Consider the following 20,925-nt stretch of genomic DNA (forward strand, 5'->3'; position numbering starts at 1 on the left):
GGAAGGCGCCGCCGCGTCATCACTTGTCGTCGCGCAGCTTCTGGCCGGCGGCGACCATCGCGTTGCCGGTCGCATCGGCAGCCGCGTCGCCCGAATTCTCCAGCTTCGCGCCTACCTTGTCGAGCGTGCGCTCGGCCGAGTTGAGCGCCTTGTCCGTGGCGGCGTCGACGTCGTTCACGGCGTTTCGCGTGGTGGCGCTGGTGTCGGCGGCGACGGCATTGGCGGCCTCGGCGCTCTCGTTCTGCGCCCTCTCGCTGCAGGCGGCCAGCGAGATCGCAGCGGCGGCGGTCAGGACGGTGATGGTCAGGCGCTTCATCTGGGCTCTCCCCGGTTGGTGATGACGTCGATCGTTACGCCGGCAAAACTGCCGGAGCCGCGCTGCGAACGCCAGACCCGTGCGAAAGGGTCCCTGACGCCGATGACGACGATGTCGTTTGACGACATATAAAGATATCTTTATATCTGATCGCATGAAGGTCGCGCTCGACATCTTCCGCGCACTGGCGGACGAAACCCGCCTGCGGATCGTCGCGCTGCTGGCGTCGATGGAATTGTCGGTGGGCGAGCTGGCACAGGTGCTGGGGCAAAGCCAGCCGCGCGTGTCGCGCCATATCAAGATCCTGGCGGATGCGGGACTGGCGGAGCGGCGCAAGGAAGGCAGCTGGGTCTTCGTCGCGCTGGGTGCGGCGGCGCTGGTCGACCCCGTCATCGCCGCGCTGAAGGCGTGGGGTACGGAGGCGGAGGCGCAGGCGGACATCGCCCGGCTGGAGGCGGTGCGCGCGGATCGCGCGGCGGCGGCGGCGGCCTGGTTTCAGGCGCATGCCGGCGAATGGGACGCGATCCGCTCGCTCCATGTTGCGGAGGAGCAGGTCGAAGCGGCGATGTTCGACGTGCTCGGGGGCGCGCCGCTGGGGCGCGTGGTCGATATCGGCACCGGGACCGGGCGGATGATCGAGCTGTTCGCGCCCCGCGCCACGCACGCGCTGGGGATCGACAAGAGCAGCGAGATGCTGCGGCTGGCGCGTGCCCGGGTCGGGGAGCGCGGATTGGGCAATGCCGAGCTGCGGCAGGCCGATCTCTACGCCTTGCCCGTATCGGACGGGGGCGCGGATGTCGCGATCCTGCACCACGTCCTGCATTTCGCGCAGCAGCCCGGCGCCGCGATCGCGGAGGCGGCGCGGGTGCTGGACGCTGGCGGGCGGCTGCTGATCGCGGATTTCGCCTCGCACGACCGCGAGGAGCTGCGCGCGCGCGATGCGCATACGCGGCTGGGCTTCTCCGATGCGCAGATCGACGGCTGGTTCGCGGCCGCGGGGCTGGCGTCGATGCGGACGGAAACGCTGGAGGGCGGGGAATTGACGGTGAAATTGTGGCTCGGTCGCAAGGCGGGCGAGCCGGTGCGGGAGGCGAAGGCGGCATGACGTTCTCGGTCGATCAGCTGGAGGAGGCGCGCCGCGCGCACGCCGACGGTGAGAGCGCGGTCGCGCTCGGGGCGCCGCTGTATGCGGATGTCGGCGGCGACGTGGTGGTCAGCTTCGAATTCTCGCCGCCCAAGACCGACAAGGCCGAGGTGAATCTGTGGCAGTCGATCGAGACCTTGTGCCCGCTGAACCCGCGCTTCCTGTCGGTGACCTATGGCGCGGGCGGCTCGACGCGCGACCGCACCCACGCGACCGTGGCGCGGATCGCGCGCGAGACCGACGTGCCGGCGGCGGCGCACCTGACCTGCGTCGAGGCGACGCGGGGGGAAATCGACGCCATCGCGCAGGAATATTGGGCGGCGGGCGTGCGGCATATCGTGGCGCTGCGCGGCGATCCGCCCGCGGGCGCGACGAGCTATGCGCCGCATCCGGGCGGCTATGAGAATGCCGCGGCGCTGGTCGCCGGGCTGAAGCGGCTGCATCCGTTCGAGATTTCGGTCGCGGGCTATCCGGAGGGGCATCCGTCGTCGCAGAACCAGGCGGCCGACCTCGACAATCTGAAGCGCAAGCTGGATGCAGGCGCCAACCGTGCGATCACGCAGTTCTTCTTCGAGCCGGACACCTTCTTCCGCTACCGCGATGCCGCGGCGGCGGCGGGGATCGATGCCGAGATCGTCCCCGGCATCATGCCGATCGGCAGCTTCGCGGGCGTGCAGAAGATGGCGGCGATGTGCGGCACCGCGGTGCCGGGATGGCTGGTGCGGCTGTTCGACGGGCTGGAGGATCAGCCCGGCGCGCGCCAGCTGGTCGCCGCGACCGTCGCGGCCGAGCTGTGCCGCAAGCTGTATGCGGGCGGGGTCAAGCAGCTCCACTTCTATACCATGAACAAGGCGGAGCTGAGCTTCGCCATCTGTCACCTGCTGGGCGTGCGCGCGCAGCCGGCGAAGGAAAGGGCGGCGGCATGAGCGTGCGCGAGAGCTTCAATGCCGAGGCCGCGAAGCGCGTCCTCATCACCGACGGCGCGTTCGGGACCGAGATCCAGAACTGGAAGCTGTCGGAGGCCGATTACGCCGGGACGCTGGGGCTATCCCACGACCAGAAGGGCAACAACGACATCCTGGCGCTGACCAAGCCCGAGGTGCCGGAATCGATCCACCGCGCCTATTTCGAGGCGGGGGCGGACATCGCCGAGACCAACACCTTCTCCGCCAACCGCATCAGTCAGGCGGATTACGGTGCGGAGGCGCTGGTGCGCGAGATCAACGTCGAGAGCGCACGGCTCGCACGGCGGATCGCCGACGAATTCGCAGGCAGGGATGGCCGTCCGCGGTTCGTCGCCGGCGCGATCGGCCCGACCAACAAGACGCTGTCGCTGTCGCCGGACGTCAACGATCCGGGCTATCGCGAGATCGATTTCGACTATCTGAAGGACGTTTATCGCGAGCAGATCGACGCGCTGGTCGAGGGTGGGGTCGACTTCGTCCTGATCGAGACGGTGTTCGACACGCTGAACGCGAAGGCCGGGATCATGGCCGCGATCGAGGCGGGGCAGGCGCTGGGCCGCGACCTGCCGATCATGCTGTCGATGACGCTGACCGACCTGTCGGGGCGCAACCTCTCGGGGCATACGGTCGAGGCGTTCTGGCACGCGGTGCGCCATGCCAGGCCACTGACGATCGGGCTGAACTGCTCGTTCGGCGCCGAGCAGCTGCGTCCGCACGTGAAGACGCTGAGCGAGAATTGCGACACGCTCATCATGGTCTATCCCAACGCCGGCCTCCCCAACGAGCTGGGCGCCTATGACGAGGCGCCCGCGACCACCGCGGGGCTGGTGATGGAATGGGCGCGCGCGGGGCAGGTCAACGTGCTGGGCGGCTGCTGCGGATCGACGCCGGCCCATATCAAGGCGATCGCGGACGCGGTGCGCGACGTCGCGCCGCGGCAGGTGCCGGTGCCGGCGGTGCGCACGAAGCTCGCCGGGCTGGAGCCGTTCACGATGGCGGCGTGACGGATAGAAGCCCCTCCCCTTCAGGGGAGGGGTTGGGGGTGGGGCCGTCACGAGCCCCATACCCCGCCGCTCGATGGGACAGCCCCACCCCAACCCCTCCCCTGAAGGAGAGGGGCTTTGAAGAAGATGACATGACCACCACCTCCTCCACCCATTTCGTCAACGTCGGCGAGCGCACGAACGTCACCGGATCGGCGGCGTTCAAGAAGATGATCATGGCCGGCGACTATACCCGCGCGGTCGAGGTCGCGCGCCAGCAGGTGGAGAATGGCGCGCAGGTCATCGACATCAACATGGACGAGGGCCTGCTCGACGCGCACCACGCGATGACGACCTACCTGAAGCTGATCGCGGCGGAGCCCGATATCGCGCGGGTGCCGTTCATGATCGATTCGTCGAAGTGGGACGTGATCGAGGCGGGGCTGAAGTGCGTGTCCGGCAAGCCGATCGTCAATTCGATCAGCATGAAGGAAGGCGAGGAGCAGTTCCTGCACCACGCGCGCATCTGCATGAACTATGGCGCCGCGGTCGTCGTCATGGCGTTCGACGAGGTCGGGCAGGCGGATACGAAGGACCGCAAGGTCGAAATCTGCGAGCGCGCCTATGCGCTGCTGACCGGGATCGGCTTCCCGCCCGAGGACATCATCTTCGACCCCAACGTCTTCGCGGTGGCGACAGGGATCGAGGAGCACAACAACTACGGCGTCGACTTCATCGAGGCATGCCGCGAGATCAAGGCGCGCTGCCCGCACGTCCATATCTCGGGCGGTCTGTCGAACCTGTCGTTCAGCTTCCGCGGCAACGAGCCGGTGCGCCGCGCGATGCACTCGGTATTTCTCTACCATGCGATCCCCGCGGGGATGGACATGGCGATCGTCAACGCGGGGCAGCTCGACGTCTACGACGCGATCGACCCCAAGCTGCGCGCAGCGTGCGAGGACGTCATCCTCAACCGCGATCCGGAGGCGGGCGAGCGGCTGGTGGCGCTCGCCGAGACGTTCCGCGGCACCGACGCGGCGGCGGAGAAGCAGGCCGCGGAATGGCGCTCGCTGGAGGTCGCCAAGCGGCTCGAATATGCGCTGGTGAAGGGCATCGACGCGCATGTCGTCGAGGATACCGAGGAATGCCGCCAGCAATATGTGCGCCCGATCGAGGTGATCGAGGGGCCGCTCATGGACGGGATGAACGTCGTCGGCGACCTGTTCGGCAGCGGCAAGATGTTCCTGCCGCAGGTGGTGAAGTCCGCGCGCGTCATGAAGAAGGCGGTCGCGCACCTGATGCCGTTCATCGAGGCGGCGAAGGAGCCGGGCGCGAAGGGCAAGGGCAAGGTCGTGATGGCGACCGTGAAGGGCGACGTCCACGATATCGGCAAGAACATCGTCGGCGTCGTGCTCCAGTGCAACGGTTTCGAGGTGGTCGACCTGGGCGTGATGGTGCCCTGGTCGAAGATCCTGGCGGCGGCGAACGAGAATGACGCCGACATGATCGGGCTGTCGGGCCTCATCACGCCGTCGCTGGACGAGATGGTGACGGTGGCGGAGGAGATGCAGCGCGCGCAGATGAAGATGCCGCTGCTGATCGGCGGCGCGACCACGTCGAAGGTGCACACCGCGCTGCGTATCGCGCCCGCCTATCAGGGGCCGGTGGTGCACGTGCTGGATGCCAGCCGTGCGGTCGGCGTCGCGACGACGCTCGTCTCCGATACGATCCGCGCCGATTATGTCGCAGGGGTTGCGAAGGAATATCAGGCGGTGCGCGACGCGCGCGAGGGCAAGGGACAGAACGCGCTGCTGCCGCTGGAGGAAGCGCGCAGGCGCGGCTTCGTCGCGGACATGACGCTCAAGGCGCCGGCCGCGGCGAAGCCGGGGGTGCATGTGTTCGACGATTGGGACCTGGCCCACCTGCGCGAGTTCATCGACTGGACGCCGTTCTTCCGTGCGTGGGAACTGGCGGGCAACTTCCCCGCGATCCTGACCGACGAGGTGGTGGGGGAGAGCGCGTCGTCGCTCTATGCCGATGCGCAAGCCATGCTGGATCGCATCGTCGCGGAGAAGTGGCTGACCGCGCGCGGCGTCGCGGGGCTGTGGCCGTGTCATCGCCACGACGACGACGTGTGGGTCTACGACCGTCACAGCGTCGACACGCGCACCCCGGACGGCGGCAGCGTGCCGCCGGGGCTGCACCTGCCCGATCTCGACCGCACCAACGAACATTCCACCCGCCTGCCGTTCCTGCGCCAGCAGATCGCCAAGCGCGAGGGGCGGGCGAACATGTGCCTGGCGGATTTCATCGATCCCGCGGGCGACTGGATCGGCGGGTTCGCGGTCGGCATCCACGGGATCGACGCGCATCTGGAGCGCTACAAGGCCGACAACGACGATTACAACGACATCCTGCTGAAGGCGCTGGCGGATCGGCTGGCGGAGGCGTTCGCGGAGGCGCTGCACGCGCATGTCCGTACCGAATTGTGGGGCTATGCCGCGGGCGAGCAACTGACCAACGAGGCGCTGATCCGCGAGCAATATCGCGGCATCCGCCCGGCGCCGGGCTATCCCGCGTGCCCGGAGCACAGCCTGAAGCGGACGCTGTTCGACCTGCTGTCGGCGGAGGAGAATGTCGGCCTGTCGCTGACGGAGAGCTATGCGATGCTGCCGACCGCGGCGGTCAGCGGCTTCTACTTCGGCCATGCGCAGGCGGAATATTTCGGCGTCGCGCGGATCGGCGAGGACCAGGTCGCCGATTACGCCGCGCGACGCGGCGTCGACGTGGAGCGCGCGAGGCGGCTGCTGCGCCCCAATCTGGATTGATCGCCTGCCGGCCGTGATCGGCCGGGCTCGATCGATGGCCGCGCCGCCGTCCCCCCGGAAGGTGGCGCGGCCATCAACCTCTCAGAAACCGTCGGATCAGCGAAGGACGATCACCGCGGCATCGCCGACCGCGGCCATGGCGCACCACGCAGCGGCGCCCAGCATGGCCCAGATCCCGATGCGGCGGCGCATAGAATAGACTTCCGTCATGATGTCCCTCCCCTGTGGGACGGTTCTTACGACGAAACACCTTAGCGCGACAACGATCAATTCGGGTCAGAATGATCGTTCCGGTCGATGACAGGCGCCACCATCAATCGCGCCGGTAGCGGAAATACCAGACCTCGTGACCCTTCCGGCGCGCCTTGCGCTCGTAACGGGTCTCGGGCCAGTCGGCGGGGCGGGTCAGGAAATCCTGCGGGCCGTCCGCCAGCCAGGTGAAGTCGCGACGCTGGTCCATCACCATCATCGACCAGCGGCAATAGGTCGGGTCGTCGGTGCCGAGGCGGAATTCCGCTCCCGGCTTCAGCTTGCGCGCGATCAGGTCCAGCGGGCCGTGGTTCATCATGCGGCGCTTGGCGTGGCGCGCCTTGGGCCAGGGATCGGGATGCAGCAGATAGACGCGCTCCAGCGAGGCGTCGGGTAGCCGCTCGATCACCTCCAGCGCATCGCCCATGTGGAGGCGGACGTTCTCCAGCATACCGTCGCGGATATGACCCAGCGCCCCCACCACGCCGTTCAGGAACGGCTCGCACCCGATGAAGCCGGTGCCGGGCGCGGCGGCGGCCTGTCCGGCGAGATGCTCGCCTGCGCCGAAGCCGATCTCGACCTGCATCGGGCGATCGTCGCCGAACAGGCGGGCGGCGGTCAGCGCGCCATCGGAGGGGACGGACACGCGCGGCAGCAGTTCCTCGACCAGCGCGGCCTGTCCGGCGCGCAGCGCGTGACCCTGGCGCCGGCCATACAGGCGGCGGATCGTTGTGGGATCGTTCATGCAGCGCCGCCTATCGCCTTTGCCCGCAAAACGGAACGGCAGGAAGCGAAAGGACGGTCATGCGAGCGTGGACGATCGGGGCGGCAGCGGTCATCGGTCTGAGCGGTGCGGCGATAGCCCAGATGCCGGAGCCGCTGACGCCGGGGCGGCAATCCATTTCGATGCAGAACCGGGGGCAGGGATGGCAGCCGGTGGTGTTCGTGTGCGACTCGGTCAACCGCGACCGCGTCTTCACCCTGTCGCCGCCGGCGCGCGACCGCACCGCGACGCTGACCGCCTTCGCCAAACCGGGGCTGGCGACGCGGACGATGGAGGTGCGCGTCGGCCCGAGCGAGGCGGGGATGAGCCAGATCTGGTATCCGCTGACCGATGCGAGCGGGCGGGCGCTGGGCAATGTCCATGCGGTCAATCCCGGGGTGGTGGAGCCGGGCGCGACGACGCCGACGGTCACCTCGATCACGCTGGGCGACGACACCAGCGGCTGCCGCTTCGCGCCGCAGACGCGCGTGCTGGGGGTGACGCCGAAGCGGTCGATCCAGGTCACGCGGACCGAGCGCAACGGCTATCGCTATCGCAGCTACAATGACGATTCGAACCTGCCGGAGGTCCCGCAGAATTGGGGCGGGCGCGACACGCGCGCCTCGCTGTCGATCGACAACGGGCGGCTGGTGGCGCAGCGCGGGGGCAACCGCGTGTACCAGTTCGAGAACGGCGGCTATGTCTATCGCGTGCTGGCCTCCACCGACCCCGCGCAGGCGGGCGGCGGGGTGCAGGTGTGGCATGGCGGGCGGCTGGTGCTGGCGGAGCGGTTCGGCGCCTATACCGCGACGGTGCAGCCTTAACGCGGGCGCAGGCGTTGGGCGGGCGTTGACGAGGGAGACGCCGCAGCGATGGGCAGGAAGAAGGACAAGGCGCGCAAGGCGGCCGAAAAGGAGCATCGCGTGACCAGGAAGCTGAGCATCGACGACGGCGGGTTCGTGGCGGCGCTGCTGTCACCTGTTGCGAAAGCGACCGACGAGCCGCCGCTGTTGGCGCTGGCGGTCGGGACGCTGGCGCTGGGTGCGGTGCTGCGCAAACCGGCGATGACGCGGACGGGCACGCGGATGCTGGCGAGTCACCTGCTGGCGACGGGCCTGAAGACCGCGCTGAAGGCGAGCGTCGACCGCACGCGGCCCGATGCGGGCGGGGCGGGCCCGCATCTGGCCAAGGGCAGCGGGACCGCGGACACCGACCGCAACGCCTTTCCGTCCGGCCATACCGCGGGCGCGGTGGCGGTGGCGCAGTCGGTGGCGCATGACGTGCCGGCGGTGGCGGTGCCGGTCAAGCTGGCGGCGGGTGCCGCGGGCGCGGCGCAGGTGCCGCGCGGGGCGCACCACGCGACCGATGTGGCGGCGGGCGCGGCGATCGGATGGCTGTCGGAACGGCTGGCGAGCTGGGCGATCGGCACGGTCGACCGCTATGTCGAGAAGCGCGCGCAACGCGACGCCGAGGCCGAGGTCGAGGCGCATCCGAGTTGATGTGGCTAGACCGGCTGGGGTGCACGCTGCCGATCGTGCAGGCCCCGATGGCGGGCGTGTCGACCCCGGCGATGGCGGTGGCGGTGTCCGGGGCGGGAGCGCTGGGGTCGATCGGCATCGGCGCGGCGGACGTGGCGGGCGCGGCGGCGATGATCGCGGGCGTGCGTGCGGGCACGGCGCGGGCATTCAACGTCAATGTCTTCGTCCACCCCGCGCCGGGGGTCGATCCCGCGCGCGAAGCGGCATGGATCGAGCGGTTGCGCGCAGCGTTCGAGCGCTTCGGCGCGGTGCCGCCAGAGGGGTTGCGCACGATCTACACCAGTTTCGCGGACGACGACGCGATGCAGGCGATGCTGGTGGAGGCGGCGCCGCCGGTGGTCAGCTTCCATTTCGGCCTGCCGCGCGCGGAGGTGATCGCGGCGTTGCGGGCCAGGGGCGTGGTGACGCTCGCCACCGCGACGAACGTGGCGGAGGCGCGCGCGATCGCCGCGGCGGGGATCGACGGAATCGTCGCGCAGGGGATCGAGGCGGGCGGGCATCGCGGCCTGTTCGATGCCGACGCGGACGATCCGGCGCTGGGGACGATGGCGCTGGTGCCGCTGCTGGTGCGCGCGACGGCGCTGCCGGTGATCGCCGCGGGCGGCATCATGAACGGCGCGGGCATCGCCGCGGCACTCGATCTGGGTGCGGTAGCGGCGCAATTGGGCACGGCGTTCGTCGGCTGTGACGAATCGGCGGCGGATGCGGGCTATCGCGCGGCGCTATTCGGCGAAGCGGCGTACCGTACGGTAATGACGCGCGCGATCTCGGGACGCCCCGCGCGGGCGCTGGCGAACCTGTTCACCGCGCTGGGGGAGGGATGGGAGGCGGAGGTGCCCGATTATCCGCGCGCCTACGACGTGGGAAAGGCGCTTCACGCGGCGGCGCTGGCGTGTGGCGAGAGCGGTTTCGGCGCACAATGGGCGGGGCAGGGGGCGCCATTGGCGCGTGCGATGCCGGCGCGGGCGCTGGTGGAGACGCTGGCGCGCGAGTGGCGGGCGGCGTCGCGCGGGGCGTGACCGGCATGGCTAGCGTGTCCGTGCATTCACGACGTCGCACATTCGTTGCGGGCGAGTTTGCCGAACCGTGGACTCCGGAACATGTCCGGGGTGACGGGTGGGTCAACGGGGAGGTTGCACGCTGTCACCCGCCTTGCAGGTGCCGAGCGGCTCACTGATGCTTTCCCCGTCATGCCGGGCCCTTCGACAAGCTCAGGAAAGCCTTGTCCCGGCATCCACCGCTCCGCTCGGCAGTCTAACCGTTCCCCGGCGAAGGCCGCGGCCCAGTTGGCGTGGCTGCGCGATATAGTGCCGACCGTCCCCAGTTGAACCCCGGCCTTCGCGGGACGTTTTCAAAAGGCCATACCGTGCTCCTGCGCAGGCAGGAGCACGGGGTTGCCGGTCCCATAAGGTGTTGATGTGCTTGGCCCTAGGCTCCTGCCTGCGCAGGAGCACGGTGTGGGCTCGGTGCCGTTACACCCGTTTTGCAATGGTCGCGCCTTCGCCGGGGAACGGAGGAGGTTTCGGACTTGTGCAAAGGTCCCGCCTTCGCCGGGGAACGAGGAAGTGAGGTTCGTGGGCGGGGGCCAGATTTCCCGTACGTCGCCACGCTCGGCAACACACCGCGCAACGCGGGCCGGGGCGGCCGTGGCCGCCCCGGGTGCGATCAGGCGACGGCGGCCTTCAGCGCGTCGACCAGGTCGGTCTTTTCCCAGGTGAACAGCGCGCCCTCGGGGTCGCGGCCGAAGTGGCCGTAGGCGGCGGTCTTCGAATAGATCGGCGCGTTGAGCTTCAGGTGCTCGCGGATGCCCTTCGGCGTCAGGCGGACCAGCTTGGGCAGCGCGGCCTCCAGCTTCGCTTCCTCGACGGTGCCGGTGCCGTGCAGGTCGACATAGACCGACAGCGGCTCTGCGATGCCGATCGCGTAGGACAGCTGGATCGTGCAGCGACGCGCCAGCCCTGCGGCGACGACGTTCTTCGCCAGATAGCGCGCGACATAGGCGGCCGAGCGGTCGACCTTGGTCGGGTCCTTGCCGCTGAACGCGCCGCCGCCGTGCGGCGCGGCACCGCCGTAGGTGTCGACGATGATCTTGCGGCCCGTCACCCCCGCGTCGCCGTCCGGCCCGCCGATCTCGAACAGCCCGGTCGGGTTGACGTAGATCTTGCCCTCTTCGGGCAACCAGCCCTCGGGCAGGACGTCGGCGAAGACGCCCTTCACATAATCGCGCAGCTTCGCCTGGCCCGCCTCGTTCGACAGCTCGGCCGAATGCTGGGTCGAGACGACGAGCGCGGTCGCCTTGACCGGCATCTCGTTCTCATATTGCAGCGTCACCTGGCTCTTGGCGTCCGGCTCCAGGAACGGCGCCGCGCCCGAGTGGCGGTCGGCGGCCATGCGCTCCAGGATCTTGTGGCTGTAATAGAGCGTCGCGGGCATCAGGCCGGGCGTCTCGTCGGTCGCATAGCCGAACATGATGCCCTGGTCGCCGGCGCCCTCGTCCTTGTTGCCGCTCTCGTCCACGCCCATCGCGATGTGCGCCGACTGCGGGTGCAGGTTGTTCTCGAAACGGAAGGTCTGCCAGTGGAAGCCCGACTGCTCGTAGCCGATGCGCTTCACGGTATCGCGGACGGCCTTCTCGATCTCGTCCTTCACGCCCTCGGCCCAGTTGCCGTCGGCGTCCATGATCCCCTTGCCGCGGATTTCGCCCGCCAGCACGACGAGCTGCGTCGTCGTCAGCGTCTCGCACGCGACGCGCGCCTCGGGGTCCTTCGACAGGAACAGATCGACGATGGCGTCCGAAATCTGGTCAGCGACCTTGTCCGGATGGCCCTCGGACACCGACTCGGAGGTGAAGATGAACGACTGACGCATGGGCGCTCCGATAAAGAGATAACGATATAAAGATGCCTTTATGTCTTATCCCCGGCGGCGGCGCATTGCAATCGCCCCCGCGCACAGCAGCAGTGCGACGATCGCGGCCATCGCGTTGCCGACGCGGGCGAAGAGCGTCGGCGGGCGGGCGGGGGGCAGCGGCAGGTCGATCGCGCCCGCGCGGTGATGCGGCACGTTGCCCAGCACCTCGCCATCCGCGGAGATGACGGAGGTGTTGCTGTTGGGCGTGGCACGGACGATCGGCAGCCCTTCCTCGATCGCGCGCAATTGCGCCTGACGCAGGAACTGCGGCGGGCCCCAGGTGCCGAACCACGCCTCGTTCGAGGGGTTGAAGATCATCCGCGGGCGGCGGGCGCGGTCGGTGACATGGCCCGAGAAGATGATCTCGTAGCAGACTTGAACGCCGATCGCGCCGAAGCCGGGCAGGTTCAGCGTGCGCGGCCCCGGACCGGGCAGGAAGTCCATGTCGCCGGGCACCAGCCGCGACAGGCCGAGCGGACGCAGCAGCCAGGGCATCGGCAGATATTCGCCGTAGGGGACCAGATGCGCCTTGTCGTAGCGCCGCAGGATGCGCGCGCGATGGTCGAGGACGAAGACCGAGTTGGTCGCGGTCGCCACATCGCCCCTGCGATCGAACTGGAGCGCGGTACCCCCGGTCATCAGCAGGTCGCGCGGGCCGAGCACCGAGGCCATGCGCGCGCGCGTCGCCCACGGACTGGTGTCGCCATAGACCCAGAGCGGGTAGTCGTCCTCGATGAAGTCGCGGATCACGCCCTCCGGCCACAGCACCAGCCGCGGCACCGCGCCGGGGCGGCCCGACAGGCGGACGAGGCGCGCGAGCATCATCGCCTGATCGCTCTCGCCGCGCTGGTCCTGCGGCACGTCGGGCTGGACCGTAACGACGCGCGGGGCGGTGGTCGCCTGCGACGGCGGCACGTCGAGCGCGCCGCGCACGACCTGCACCAGCAGCAGCGCCACGACCGCGACCGGCAGCGCCCGGCGGCGGCGGGCGGCGAGCAACAGCGCGCCGGCGAAGAGCACGAACACGCCCGACAGCGCATAGGTGCCGATGTCGCGCGCCAGCAGCGCCATGTCGTCGAGCGGAAGGCCGAGCCACGCGACCCCGAGCGGGTCCCAGGCATAGCCCGTGAAGACCCAGCTGCGCAGCCATTCGCTCGCGATCCACGCCGCGGCGAAGAACAGCACCCACGCGGTGTCGATCCGCGCGCGCCGCACCCGCCACGCAAGCCCCGCGGCGATCATCGGATAGACCGCGAGATACAGCGCCAGCGCGAACGGCGCGGCATAGCCCAGCACCGGCGGCATCTGATCCTGAAAGGTGAAGGCGTGCTGGATCCAATTGTCGTTGATCGTGAAATGCCCGACCCCGAACGCCCAGCCGCGCCACAGCGCCTGGCGCATCGTGGGCGCGGCATGGACCAGTGCCATCCAGAGCGCGAGCGCGGGGAATGCCGCCCACCATGCGTCGAGCGGCGCGAACGCGCAGGCGACGATCGCGCCGAGGACGAGGGCGATGAGCGCGGGGAATCTCATGGGCGGGCGTCCTAGACGATCGGCGGGGGCGGGGGGAGGGGGCTGCGTGGTCCCGGGTCTGACCCTGGGTCCCGCTCCCTTGCCACGGTCGAGAGAAAGCGGGACCCCGGCTCAAGGCGGGACCTTTGCAAAAGGTTACATCGGGCTCCTGCGCAGGCAGGAGCCCGGAGTTGCAGGTCCCATAAGGCGTTGTTCTGCTTGGCCCTGGGCTTTTGCCTGCGCAGGAGCACGGCGTGGGCTCGGGGCCGCTGCACCTGCTTTGCAAAGGCCCCGCTCAAGGCCGGGGTGACGGATTAGCGACAGGCTTCCCCTCCGCTGTCGCGGTCGTGTATCATGCCCGCATGACACTCAGACCCTTCCACCTCGCCTTTCCCGTCCACGATCTCGCCGCGGCGCGCGCCTTCTACGGGGGCGTGCTGGGCTGCGTGGAGGGGCGGTCGAGCGATGAATGGATCGACTTCGACTTCGGCGGGCATCAGATCGTCGCGCACCTCGATCCCGCGGCGCAGCCGGTGGCGGTGACCAACGCCGTCGACGGGCACGACGTGCCGGTGCCGCATTTCGGCATCGTGCTGACCATGCCCGACTGGCACGCGCTGGCGGCGCGGGTGGAGGCGGCGGGCGTCGCGTTCGGGATCGCGCCGCATATCCGCTTCAAGGGGCAGGCGGGGGAGCAGGCGACGATGTTCTTCCGCGACCCCAGCGGCAACGCGCTGGAGTTCAAGGCGTTCGCCGACGACGCCCAGCTCTTCGCCACGGGAAGGGACGCCGCATGACGCAACCGATCGAGGTCGACCTGCCGCACCAGCTGGGCGTCGCGGGCGCGCGGCAGCGGATCGAGGGCGGGTTCGGCAAGCTGGCCGGCTACATCCCCGGCGGGCATGTCAGCGAGCATCGCTGGGAGGGCGACACGCTGCATTTCACGGTCGAGGGGATGGGGCAGCGGATCGCGGTCGAACTCGCGGTGGCGGAGCGCAACGTGCATGCGACGTTCGTGCTGCCGGGGTTCCTGGGCATGTTCGCGGAACAGATCCGCGCGAAGCTGCAGAAGGACGGGCCGAAACTGCTGGAGTGAACGGCGCGCCCCGACGGCACCTCGTCATGCCGGACTTGTTCCGGCATCCAGGGCCCCGCGCCCCTCACGCCCTGCGTAACGCGGAACCCTGGACCCCGGAACACGTCGAGACCTCTGCGAACGTCGTGGATCGCTCGACAATCTCGCCGGGGAACAAGGGACTGAGTTTCGCAGAAGTCTCGAACAGGTCCGGGGTGACGTCGTGATGGGGACGGGCAGGCTCCTTACCGCCCCGCGCTCACCCGCCAGATCGCGTTGCCCACGTCGTCCGCCACCAGCAGCCCGCCGGTGCGGTCGGTGACGACCCCGACGGGGCGACCGCGTGCCCGGCCGTCGTCGTCGACGAACCCGGTCAGCACGTCGACCGGCTTGGCGCCCGCCACCGGCCAGCCCTGCGCCGTGAAGGGAACGTAGACGACCTTGTACCCCGACAGCGGCTTGCGGTTCCACGAGCCGTGCTCGCCGATGAACGCGCCGCGCGCGAAGCGGTCGCCGAGCTTCGCCTGATCGGCGAAGGTCAGGCCCAGCGCGGCGACGTGCGGGCCCAGCGCATAATCGGGGCGCTTCGAATATTGCTGGAGCTGCGGGTTCTTGGGCTCGACGCGCGGGTCGACGTAGCCGCCCCAATAATACCACGGCCAGCCGAAGTGATCGCCCATCTCGACCGCGGTCAGGTAATCGGGGACGAGGTCGGAGCCGAGCATGTCGCGTTCGTTCGACACGGTCCACAGCCGGTTGCTGCCGGGGACCAGCGCCATGCCGTTGGGATTGCGGATGCCGGCGGCGAAGACGCGGAACGTCTTTTCCTTGGGATAGACCTGGAGGATCGCGGCGCGGAAGCGTTCGCGCTCGATGCCGTTCTCGGCGATGTTCGACGACGATCCGACCGAGACGTAGAGCGTGCGCCCGTCCTCCGCCGGAATGACGTTGCGCGCCCAGTGGTTGCCGCCGCCGGGGAGCTTGACGACCAGCTCGGGCGTGGCGGTGATGCGGGTCTGGCCGTCGGTATAGGGCACGCGGACCAGCGCGTCGGTGTTCGCGATATAGAGCTGCCCCTGGAACAGCGCCATGCCGTAGGGCGAGTTGAGCCCGGTCATGAACGGGGTCTTCACCTCCGCCACGCCGTCGCCGTTCGCGTCGCGCAGCAGCGTGATGCGGTTGGCGGAGGGGACGCCCGCGCCGACGCGGCCCATCAGCAGCTTCATCACCCAGCCGGTGATTCCGCCGCCCTCGCGCGGGGGCGAGTTCGTCTCCGCCACCAGGACGTCGCCGTTGGGCAGGCGGTACAGCCAGCGCGGATGATCGAGCCCGGTGGCGAATGCCGCGACGCGTAAGCCAGCGGCCGGGGTCGGGGTCTGCCCGGCGGCCCAGCCGACCGGCTTGGCGGTCTTGACCGTGGGCAGCACCTGCTCGCGCGGGGATGAGATGACGGGGCGCTGGCCGGACACATCCGCGACGCTGAGGCGCGCCGCATCGGGCCAGGCGAGATAGGCGACCACCGCGACCGCGACGAGGACGATGAGGCCGAGGACGGCGAATAGGTGTCTGCGCATGGTAACGATCTAAGGTGCGCGCGAGGGGGCGGCAATGGGGGGACGCCTGAGCACGTTTCCGACAGCGCCACCCTGCTTGGGGGGACCTTTGCAAAAATGGCCACCGTGCTCCTGCGCAGGCAGGAGCCCCGGGCCCAAGCGGAGCAACGTCTTATGGGACCTGCACCCCTGGGCTCCTGCCTGCGCAGGAGCACGGCGAATGCGCGGCACCGTACCAGCCGTTTCGAAACGCGGTTTTCGGCCTCGCCGGGGAAGGTACGGCGGGATGGGGAGAGATCGGAACGAAAACGCGCCGCTCCCCGGCGGGGGAACGGCGCGTCCGACACGAAAGGTCGCCGATGTGGGGGGCACACCGACGACCCCCAGCCAGGCAGCACTCGGGCGACCCGAAGGGCATACATGGCCGGTAACGGAGGAAGGGACCGACGGGGCGGCCGTGCCGCCCGACGATCCCTTCCGATTCCTCAGGGGGTTACTACCCCATCATTCAGTGGCGGACCAGATCAAATCGGTCAGCATCCATAACCTTGTTCCATGCCTTCACGAAATCGGCGACGAACTTCTCCTTCGCGTCGTCGCAGGCATAGACCTCCGCCAGCGCACGCAGCTGCGAGTTGGAGCCGAACACCAGGTCGGTGCGCGACGCGGTCCACTTCTGCTCGCGCGTGGCGCGGTCGGTGCCGACGAACTCCTCGTCGCTCTCGTCGCTGACCTGCTTCCACGCCGTGCCCATGTCGAGCAGGTTGACGAAGAAGTCGTTGGTCAGCTGCCCCACGCGCTTCGTGAACACGCCGTGCTCGCTGCCCTGCGCATTGGCGCCGAGGACGCGCAGACCGCCGACCAGCACCGTCATCTCCGGTGCGGTGAGACCCAGCAGCTGCGCGCGATCGACCAGCAGCTCCTCGGTCGGCACGTTGAACTTCACCTGGAGGTAGTTGCGGAAGCCGTCCGCCTTGGGCTCCAGCACGTCGAAGCTCTCCGCATCGGTCTGCTCCTCCAGCGCGTCGGCACGGCCGGGGGTGAACGGCACGGTCACGTCATGGCCGGCGTCCTTCGCCGCCTTCTCCACCGCCGCGGCGCCGCCCAGCACGATCAGGTCGGCGATCGACACCTTCTTGCCGCCCGCCGCCGCGCCGTCGAAGTCGCGCTTGACCTGCTCCAGCACCCCGAGCACGCGGGTGAGGTTCTCGGGATCGTTGACCTCCCAGTCGCGCTGGGGGGCGAAGCGGATGCGCGCGCCGTTCGCGCCGCCGCGCTTGTCCGACCCGCGGAAGGTCGAGGCCGAGGCCCAGGCGGTCTTGACCAGGTCCTGCACCGACAGGCCGCTGTCGAGCAGCTTCGCCTTGAGCGCCGACACGTCCGCCTCGTCGATCAGGGCGTGGTCGACCGCCGGGATCGGATCCTGCCAGATCAGGTCCTCCTGCGGCACTTCCGAACCCAAATAGCGCGCCTTCGGCCCCATGTCGCGGTGGCACAGCTTGAACCACGCACGCGCCCAGGCATCGGCGAAGTACGCCGGGTCGGCGCGGAACTTCTCCATGATCTCGCGGTACTTGGGGTCGACCTTCAGCGCCATGTCGGCGCTCGACATCATCGTCGGCACCTTCTTGCCCGGGGTGTGCGCGGCCGGGGCCAGCGTCTCTTCCGGATTGCCGACGGGCTGGAACTGATGCGCGCCCGCCGGGCTCTTCACCAGCTCGTACTCATGGTCGAGCAGCATGTCGAAATAGGTCATGTCCCAGGTCGTCGGGGTGGGCGTCCACGCACCCTCAAGACCCGAGGTGATCGTGTGATCGCCCATACCGCTTTCATGCGTCGACGCCCAGCCCAGGCCCTGCGACGCGATGTCCGCACCCTCCGGCTCGCGGCCGACGTGCTTGGGATCGCCCGCGCCATGCGCCTTGCCGAAGGTGTGGCCGCCCGCGGTCAGCGCGGCGGTTTCCTCGTCGTTCATGCCCATCCGCGCGAACGTCTCGCGCATGTCGCGCGCCGAGCCCATCGGATTGGGGCAGCCGCCCGGACCCTCCGGGTTCACGTAGATCAGGCCGTGCTGGATCGCGGCAAGCGGGCTTTCGAGCGCGAGGCCCGCCTCCTCGTCGATGCGGGTCTGGCCGAGCCACTCTTCCTCGGTGCCCCAGTACACGTCCTTTTCGGGCTCGAACACGTCCTCGCGTCCGCCGCCGAAGCCGAAGGTCGGGCCGCCCATCGATTCGATCGCGACGTTGCCCGCCAGGATGAACAGGTCGGCCCAGCTGAGCGCGCGGCCATACTTCTGCTTGACCGGCCACAGCAGGCGGCGCGCCTTGTCGAGGTTGCCGTTATCCGGCCACGAGTTGAGCGGGGCGAACCGCTGCTGCCCCGCCGACGAGCCGCCGCGGCCGTCGCCGGTGCGGTAGGTGCCCGCCGAATGCCACGCCATGCGAATGAAGAAGGGGCCGTAATGCCCGTAGTCGGCCGGCCACCACGGCTGGCTGTCGGTCATCAGCGCGGTCAGGTCCGCCTTCACCGCCTTCAGGTCGAGCTTCAGGAACTCGGCCGCATAATCGAAGTCGTCGCCGAACGGATTGCCGGACTTGCCCTGCTGATGGAGGATGTCGACCGACAGCGATTCCGGCCACCAGTCCTTCGCGGTCCGGCCGAGCAGCGTGCGCATGGCGGCCGGCTGCTTCTTCGGATCGTTGATCGGGCTACCTTCGGTGATGGCGTCCATCGTCTCTTCTCCTAATGCCGCCGCAGCATGGCGGCGGCTCGCGAACCTTTGATGACGTACGTTAGCCGGATCGGTTCGATCGGGAAAATGCGAAATCGCGCAGGGTGTGATTGAGAGAGGCGATTAGAGCCTTCTCGTCATGCCGGGCTTGTCCCGGCATCCAGGGTTCCGCGCCCCCCCGACGACCATCGGCGCGCGGAACCCTGGACCCCGGGACGAGCCCGGGGTGACGTTCCGTGCGCGGCAGGCGTGGCGAGCTCAGTCCTCCGCATCCTCCGGCACCGGAACCGGCGGATGGAGGCGCAGGCGGTTGATCCGGCGCTCGTCGGCGTCGACGACCTCGATCCGCCAGCCGCTGGGATGATCCAGGCAATCGCCCGGTTGCGGCACGTGGCCCGCCAGCACCGCGGTCAGCCCGCCGATCGTGTCGACGTCGCTTTCCGCCGCGGCGAGGCGGGGGTCGACGGTCTTGCCGACGTCCTCCAGTTCCATCCGCGCGTCGACTTCCCATGCCCCGCCGTCGAGCGGGACCAGCAGCGCCTCAGGCGCTTCGTCATGCTCGTCCTCGATCTCGCCGACGATCTCCTCGATCAGATCCTCGATCGTGACCAGGCCCTCGGTGCCCGAATATTCGTCGAGCACCACCGCCAGGTGGATGCGCGACTGGCGCATGTCGGCCAGCAGGTCGAGCGCGCCGCGGCTCATCGGCACGTACAGCGGCTGGCGGATCAGCGCCTCGATCGAGGCCGGATGCTCGCCGCCCGCGGCCAGGATCGCGAACACGTCCTTGATGTGGACCATGCCGATGATGTGATCCAAGCTGCCGCGATAGACCGGCAGGCGGCTGACCCCGGCCTCCGCGAACACCTGCACCAGATGGCCGAAGGTCGTCGCCTCCTCCACCGCGATCACGTCGGCGCGGGGCACGCCCACGTCGCCGGCATCGCGCTCGCCGAAATGGAGCAGGTTGCGCAGCATCTGCCGCTCGAGCGGGGTCAGGTCGCCCTTGGCGTCGGGCGCGGGATCGTCCTCGTGCCGGTCGATCGCCTCCTCCAGCTGGTCGCGCAGCGTCTCCTCGTGCTGCTCGCCGAAGATCAGGTTGCGCAATCCGGCGAAGATGCCGCTGTCGTGATGCTCGCCGTTGCCGGCGCTACTTCGGTCCTCGGCCATCGCCGCCCGTTCAGCCCTCTCTTATCAGATAGGGGTCCGCGATGCCGAGGTCGGCGAGCGCCGCACGCTCGATCTCCTCCATCGCATCCCCCTCGTCGTCGGTCAGATGGTCGTATCCTAGCAGATGCAGCACGCCATGCACCACCAGATGCGCGAGATGATCGTCGGTTCCGATCCCGCGCTCGCCGGCCTCCGCCACGCAGACGCCGTGCGCGAGCACGATGTCGCCCAGCAGCACCTCGCCATCGTCCGAATTCTGGCTGACGGTGTCGATCAGGTCGCGCTGCACCATGGGGAAGGACAGGACGTTGGTCGCCTTGTCCTTCGCCCGGTACTGGTGGTTGAGCGTGCGCACCTCCTCGTCCGAGGTCAGCCGCACGCTGATCTCGACATGCGCGCGGGTCGTCAGCAACCCGCCGTAAGGCGTGTGCGCGATCGCGGCGCGCGCGGCGGCGTTGGCCAGCTCGTCCCAGCGGCCATCGGGCCAGGGCTCTTCACGGGCGAGTTCGATGTGGATCATGCGAGCGTGGCGTCCTTCAGATCGGTCTGCGCGAAGTCATCACCCTTGAACAGGATCGTGTCCGCGTGACGGCGCGTGCTGGCGTAGGCGAAGCAGTCGCCCATGTTCAGCCCGGCTGGATGTATCCCTTTTCCGAAACGTATGTGGGCGTCGATCGCGACATCCGCGTCGTTCCGATCGATATCGATCAACCCGACATGGGCATCGCGCAAGAAATCGGCGACCAGGATCCGGGCTTCCTCCATGTCGACCCGGCGCACGCGCGATACCGCTCGTGCCGCCTCCCAGATCGCGATCGGCGAGGTGAGCCGCGTCGATGCGTTGCCGATCACGTGGCCGAAGGTCGTCGCCTCGGGCTCGCGCCCGATCATGGCGACGATCGCGGAGGCGTCGACGAAGACCTTCACTCTTCGTCGTTGAGCGTATCGTAGAAGCGCTTGTCCGCTTCCAGGCCGGTCGGGAGCGGGAGCGGGTGCTCGCGCCAATAACGCTGCAACCAATCCGGAGCGGGCGTGGCGAGCGAATGGCGACGGGCATAATCCTCGACCGCGCGGGCGACGATCTCGTGCATGGCGGTTCCCCGCTCGTCCGCCAGCCGAGCGATCGCGCGCACGACCTCCTCGTCTTCGATGAGGAAAGGCGCGGACAGCGCCTGCCGCTCGCCGCGG

At 69.0% G+C, this 20,925-nt stretch carries 19 protein-coding genes; 9 read left to right on the forward strand and 10 right to left on the reverse strand.

Annotation, left to right across the window (positions count from 1 at the left end; genetic code table 11):
• Window positions 1-19: 19 nt before the first annotated feature.
• Entirely contained in the window at window positions 20-316 is a 297-nt protein-coding gene (locus PGN23_RS09330) for a hypothetical protein (RefSeq protein WP_335302607.1), read from the reverse strand.
• A gap of 154 nt (window positions 317-470) precedes the next feature.
• Between PGN23_RS09330 and PGN23_RS09335 the strand changes: the two genes are divergently transcribed.
• The 4 genes from PGN23_RS09335 to metH all read left to right on the forward strand — a co-directional run bounded on the left by PGN23_RS09335 (window position 471) and on the right by metH (window position 6,236).
• Window positions 471-1,421 carry an ArsR/SmtB family transcription factor gene (locus PGN23_RS09335; RefSeq protein WP_335302608.1) on the forward strand — a complete coding sequence of 317 codons (951 nt, stop codon included), beginning with the start codon at window positions 471-473 and terminating at the stop codon, window positions 1,419-1,421.
• A complete protein-coding gene (gene metF / locus PGN23_RS09340) occupies window positions 1,418-2,386 on the forward strand; it encodes a methylenetetrahydrofolate reductase [NAD(P)H] (protein WP_335302609.1) in 969 nt (322 codons plus the stop codon). Before PGN23_RS09335 ends, metF begins: the two co-directional genes overlap by 4 nt.
• Entirely contained in the window at window positions 2,383-3,429 is a 1,047-nt protein-coding gene (locus tag PGN23_RS09345; protein WP_335302610.1) for a homocysteine S-methyltransferase family protein, read from the forward strand. The genes metF and PGN23_RS09345 overlap by 4 nt, the downstream gene beginning before the upstream one ends.
• A 131-nt stretch (window positions 3,430-3,560) precedes the next feature.
• On the forward strand, window positions 3,561-6,236 hold the full coding sequence (gene metH, locus PGN23_RS09350) for a methionine synthase (protein ID WP_335302611.1): 2,676 nt from the start codon (window positions 3,561-3,563) through the stop codon (window positions 6,234-6,236).
• Between the two features lie 313 nt (window positions 6,237-6,549).
• Here metH and trmB read toward each other — a convergent pair whose 3' ends face one another.
• The gene (gene trmB / locus PGN23_RS09355; protein ID WP_335302612.1) at window positions 6,550-7,230 is read right to left on the reverse strand and encodes a tRNA (guanine(46)-N(7))-methyltransferase TrmB; all 681 of its coding nucleotides are present in this window, start codon (window positions 7,228-7,230) and stop codon (window positions 6,550-6,552) included.
• Between the two features lie 59 nt (window positions 7,231-7,289).
• On the opposite strand from trmB, the gene PGN23_RS09360 reads away from it, so the two are divergent.
• From PGN23_RS09360 to PGN23_RS09370, 3 genes are read left to right on the forward strand one after another with little or no spacing between them, the layout of a single operon-like run.
• On the forward strand, window positions 7,290-8,072 hold the full coding sequence (locus PGN23_RS09360) for a hypothetical protein (protein WP_335302613.1): 783 nt from the start codon (window positions 7,290-7,292) through the stop codon (window positions 8,070-8,072).
• A gap of 48 nt (window positions 8,073-8,120) precedes the next feature.
• Window positions 8,121-8,747: a phosphatase PAP2 family protein gene (locus tag PGN23_RS09365; protein WP_335302614.1), complete on the forward strand. Its 627-nt coding sequence runs from the start codon at window positions 8,121-8,123 to the stop codon at window positions 8,745-8,747.
• The gene (locus PGN23_RS09370) at window positions 8,747-9,805 is read left to right on the forward strand and encodes an NAD(P)H-dependent flavin oxidoreductase (protein ID WP_443019806.1); all 1,059 of its coding nucleotides are present in this window, start codon (window positions 8,747-8,749) and stop codon (window positions 9,803-9,805) included. The genes PGN23_RS09365 and PGN23_RS09370 overlap by 1 nt, the downstream gene beginning before the upstream one ends.
• A gap of 646 nt (window positions 9,806-10,451) precedes the next feature.
• Here the strand turns inward: PGN23_RS09370 and metK are convergent.
• Both metK and lnt read right to left on the reverse strand, forming a co-directional pair.
• The gene (gene metK / locus PGN23_RS09375) at window positions 10,452-11,654 is read right to left on the reverse strand and encodes a methionine adenosyltransferase (RefSeq protein ID WP_335302616.1); all 1,203 of its coding nucleotides are present in this window, start codon (window positions 11,652-11,654) and stop codon (window positions 10,452-10,454) included.
• A gap of 45 nt (window positions 11,655-11,699) precedes the next feature.
• Window positions 11,700-13,229, reverse strand: coding sequence for an apolipoprotein N-acyltransferase (gene lnt, locus PGN23_RS09380; RefSeq protein ID WP_335302617.1), 1,530 nt, complete (start codon window positions 13,227-13,229; stop codon window positions 11,700-11,702).
• 341 nt (window positions 13,230-13,570) lie between these two features.
• Here lnt and PGN23_RS09385 point away from each other — a divergent pair, with 341 nt between their 5' ends.
• Together PGN23_RS09385 and PGN23_RS09390 are read left to right on the forward strand one after the other, a co-directional pair.
• Window positions 13,571-14,005 carry a VOC family protein gene (locus PGN23_RS09385; protein WP_335302618.1) on the forward strand — a complete coding sequence of 145 codons (435 nt, stop codon included), beginning with the start codon at window positions 13,571-13,573 and terminating at the stop codon, window positions 14,003-14,005.
• Entirely contained in the window at window positions 14,002-14,304 is a 303-nt protein-coding gene (locus PGN23_RS09390; RefSeq protein WP_335302619.1) for a polyhydroxyalkanoic acid system family protein, read from the forward strand. The genes PGN23_RS09385 and PGN23_RS09390 overlap by 4 nt, the downstream gene beginning before the upstream one ends.
• 224 nt (window positions 14,305-14,528) lie before the next feature.
• Here PGN23_RS09390 and PGN23_RS09395 read toward each other — a convergent pair whose 3' ends face one another.
• The 6 genes from PGN23_RS09395 to PGN23_RS09420 all read right to left on the reverse strand — a co-directional run bounded on the left by PGN23_RS09395 (window position 14,529) and on the right by PGN23_RS09420 (window position 20,870).
• Window positions 14,529-15,857, reverse strand: a complete 1,329-nt coding sequence (locus PGN23_RS09395; RefSeq protein ID WP_335302620.1) for a PQQ-dependent sugar dehydrogenase — start codon at window positions 15,855-15,857, stop codon at window positions 14,529-14,531.
• Window positions 15,858-16,344: 487 nt separating this feature from the next.
• The gene (gene katG, locus PGN23_RS09400; protein WP_335302621.1) at window positions 16,345-18,567 is read right to left on the reverse strand and encodes a catalase/peroxidase HPI; all 2,223 of its coding nucleotides are present in this window, start codon (window positions 18,565-18,567) and stop codon (window positions 16,345-16,347) included.
• A gap of 258 nt (window positions 18,568-18,825) precedes the next feature.
• Complete coding sequence (locus tag PGN23_RS09405) at window positions 18,826-19,737, reverse strand: hemolysin family protein (protein WP_335302622.1); 912 nt, start codon at window positions 19,735-19,737, stop codon at window positions 18,826-18,828.
• 10 nt (window positions 19,738-19,747) lie between these two features.
• Window positions 19,748-20,257 carry an rRNA maturation RNase YbeY gene (gene ybeY, locus PGN23_RS09410; protein WP_335302623.1) on the reverse strand — a complete coding sequence of 170 codons (510 nt, stop codon included), beginning with the start codon at window positions 20,255-20,257 and terminating at the stop codon, window positions 19,748-19,750.
• Window positions 20,254-20,664, reverse strand: a complete 411-nt coding sequence (locus PGN23_RS09415) for a type II toxin-antitoxin system VapC family toxin (protein ID WP_335302624.1) — start codon at window positions 20,662-20,664, stop codon at window positions 20,254-20,256. The genes ybeY and PGN23_RS09415 overlap by 4 nt, the downstream gene beginning before the upstream one ends.
• Window positions 20,661-20,870 carry a hypothetical protein gene (locus tag PGN23_RS09420; RefSeq protein WP_335302625.1) on the reverse strand — a complete coding sequence of 70 codons (210 nt, stop codon included), beginning with the start codon at window positions 20,868-20,870 and terminating at the stop codon, window positions 20,661-20,663. The genes PGN23_RS09415 and PGN23_RS09420 overlap by 4 nt, the downstream gene beginning before the upstream one ends.
• Between the last annotated feature and the right edge of the window lie 55 nt (window positions 20,871-20,925).

Source organism: Sphingomonas adhaesiva (assembly GCF_036946125.1).
GTDB classification, from domain to species: Bacteria; Pseudomonadota; Alphaproteobacteria; order Sphingomonadales; family Sphingomonadaceae; genus Sphingomonas; species Sphingomonas adhaesiva_A.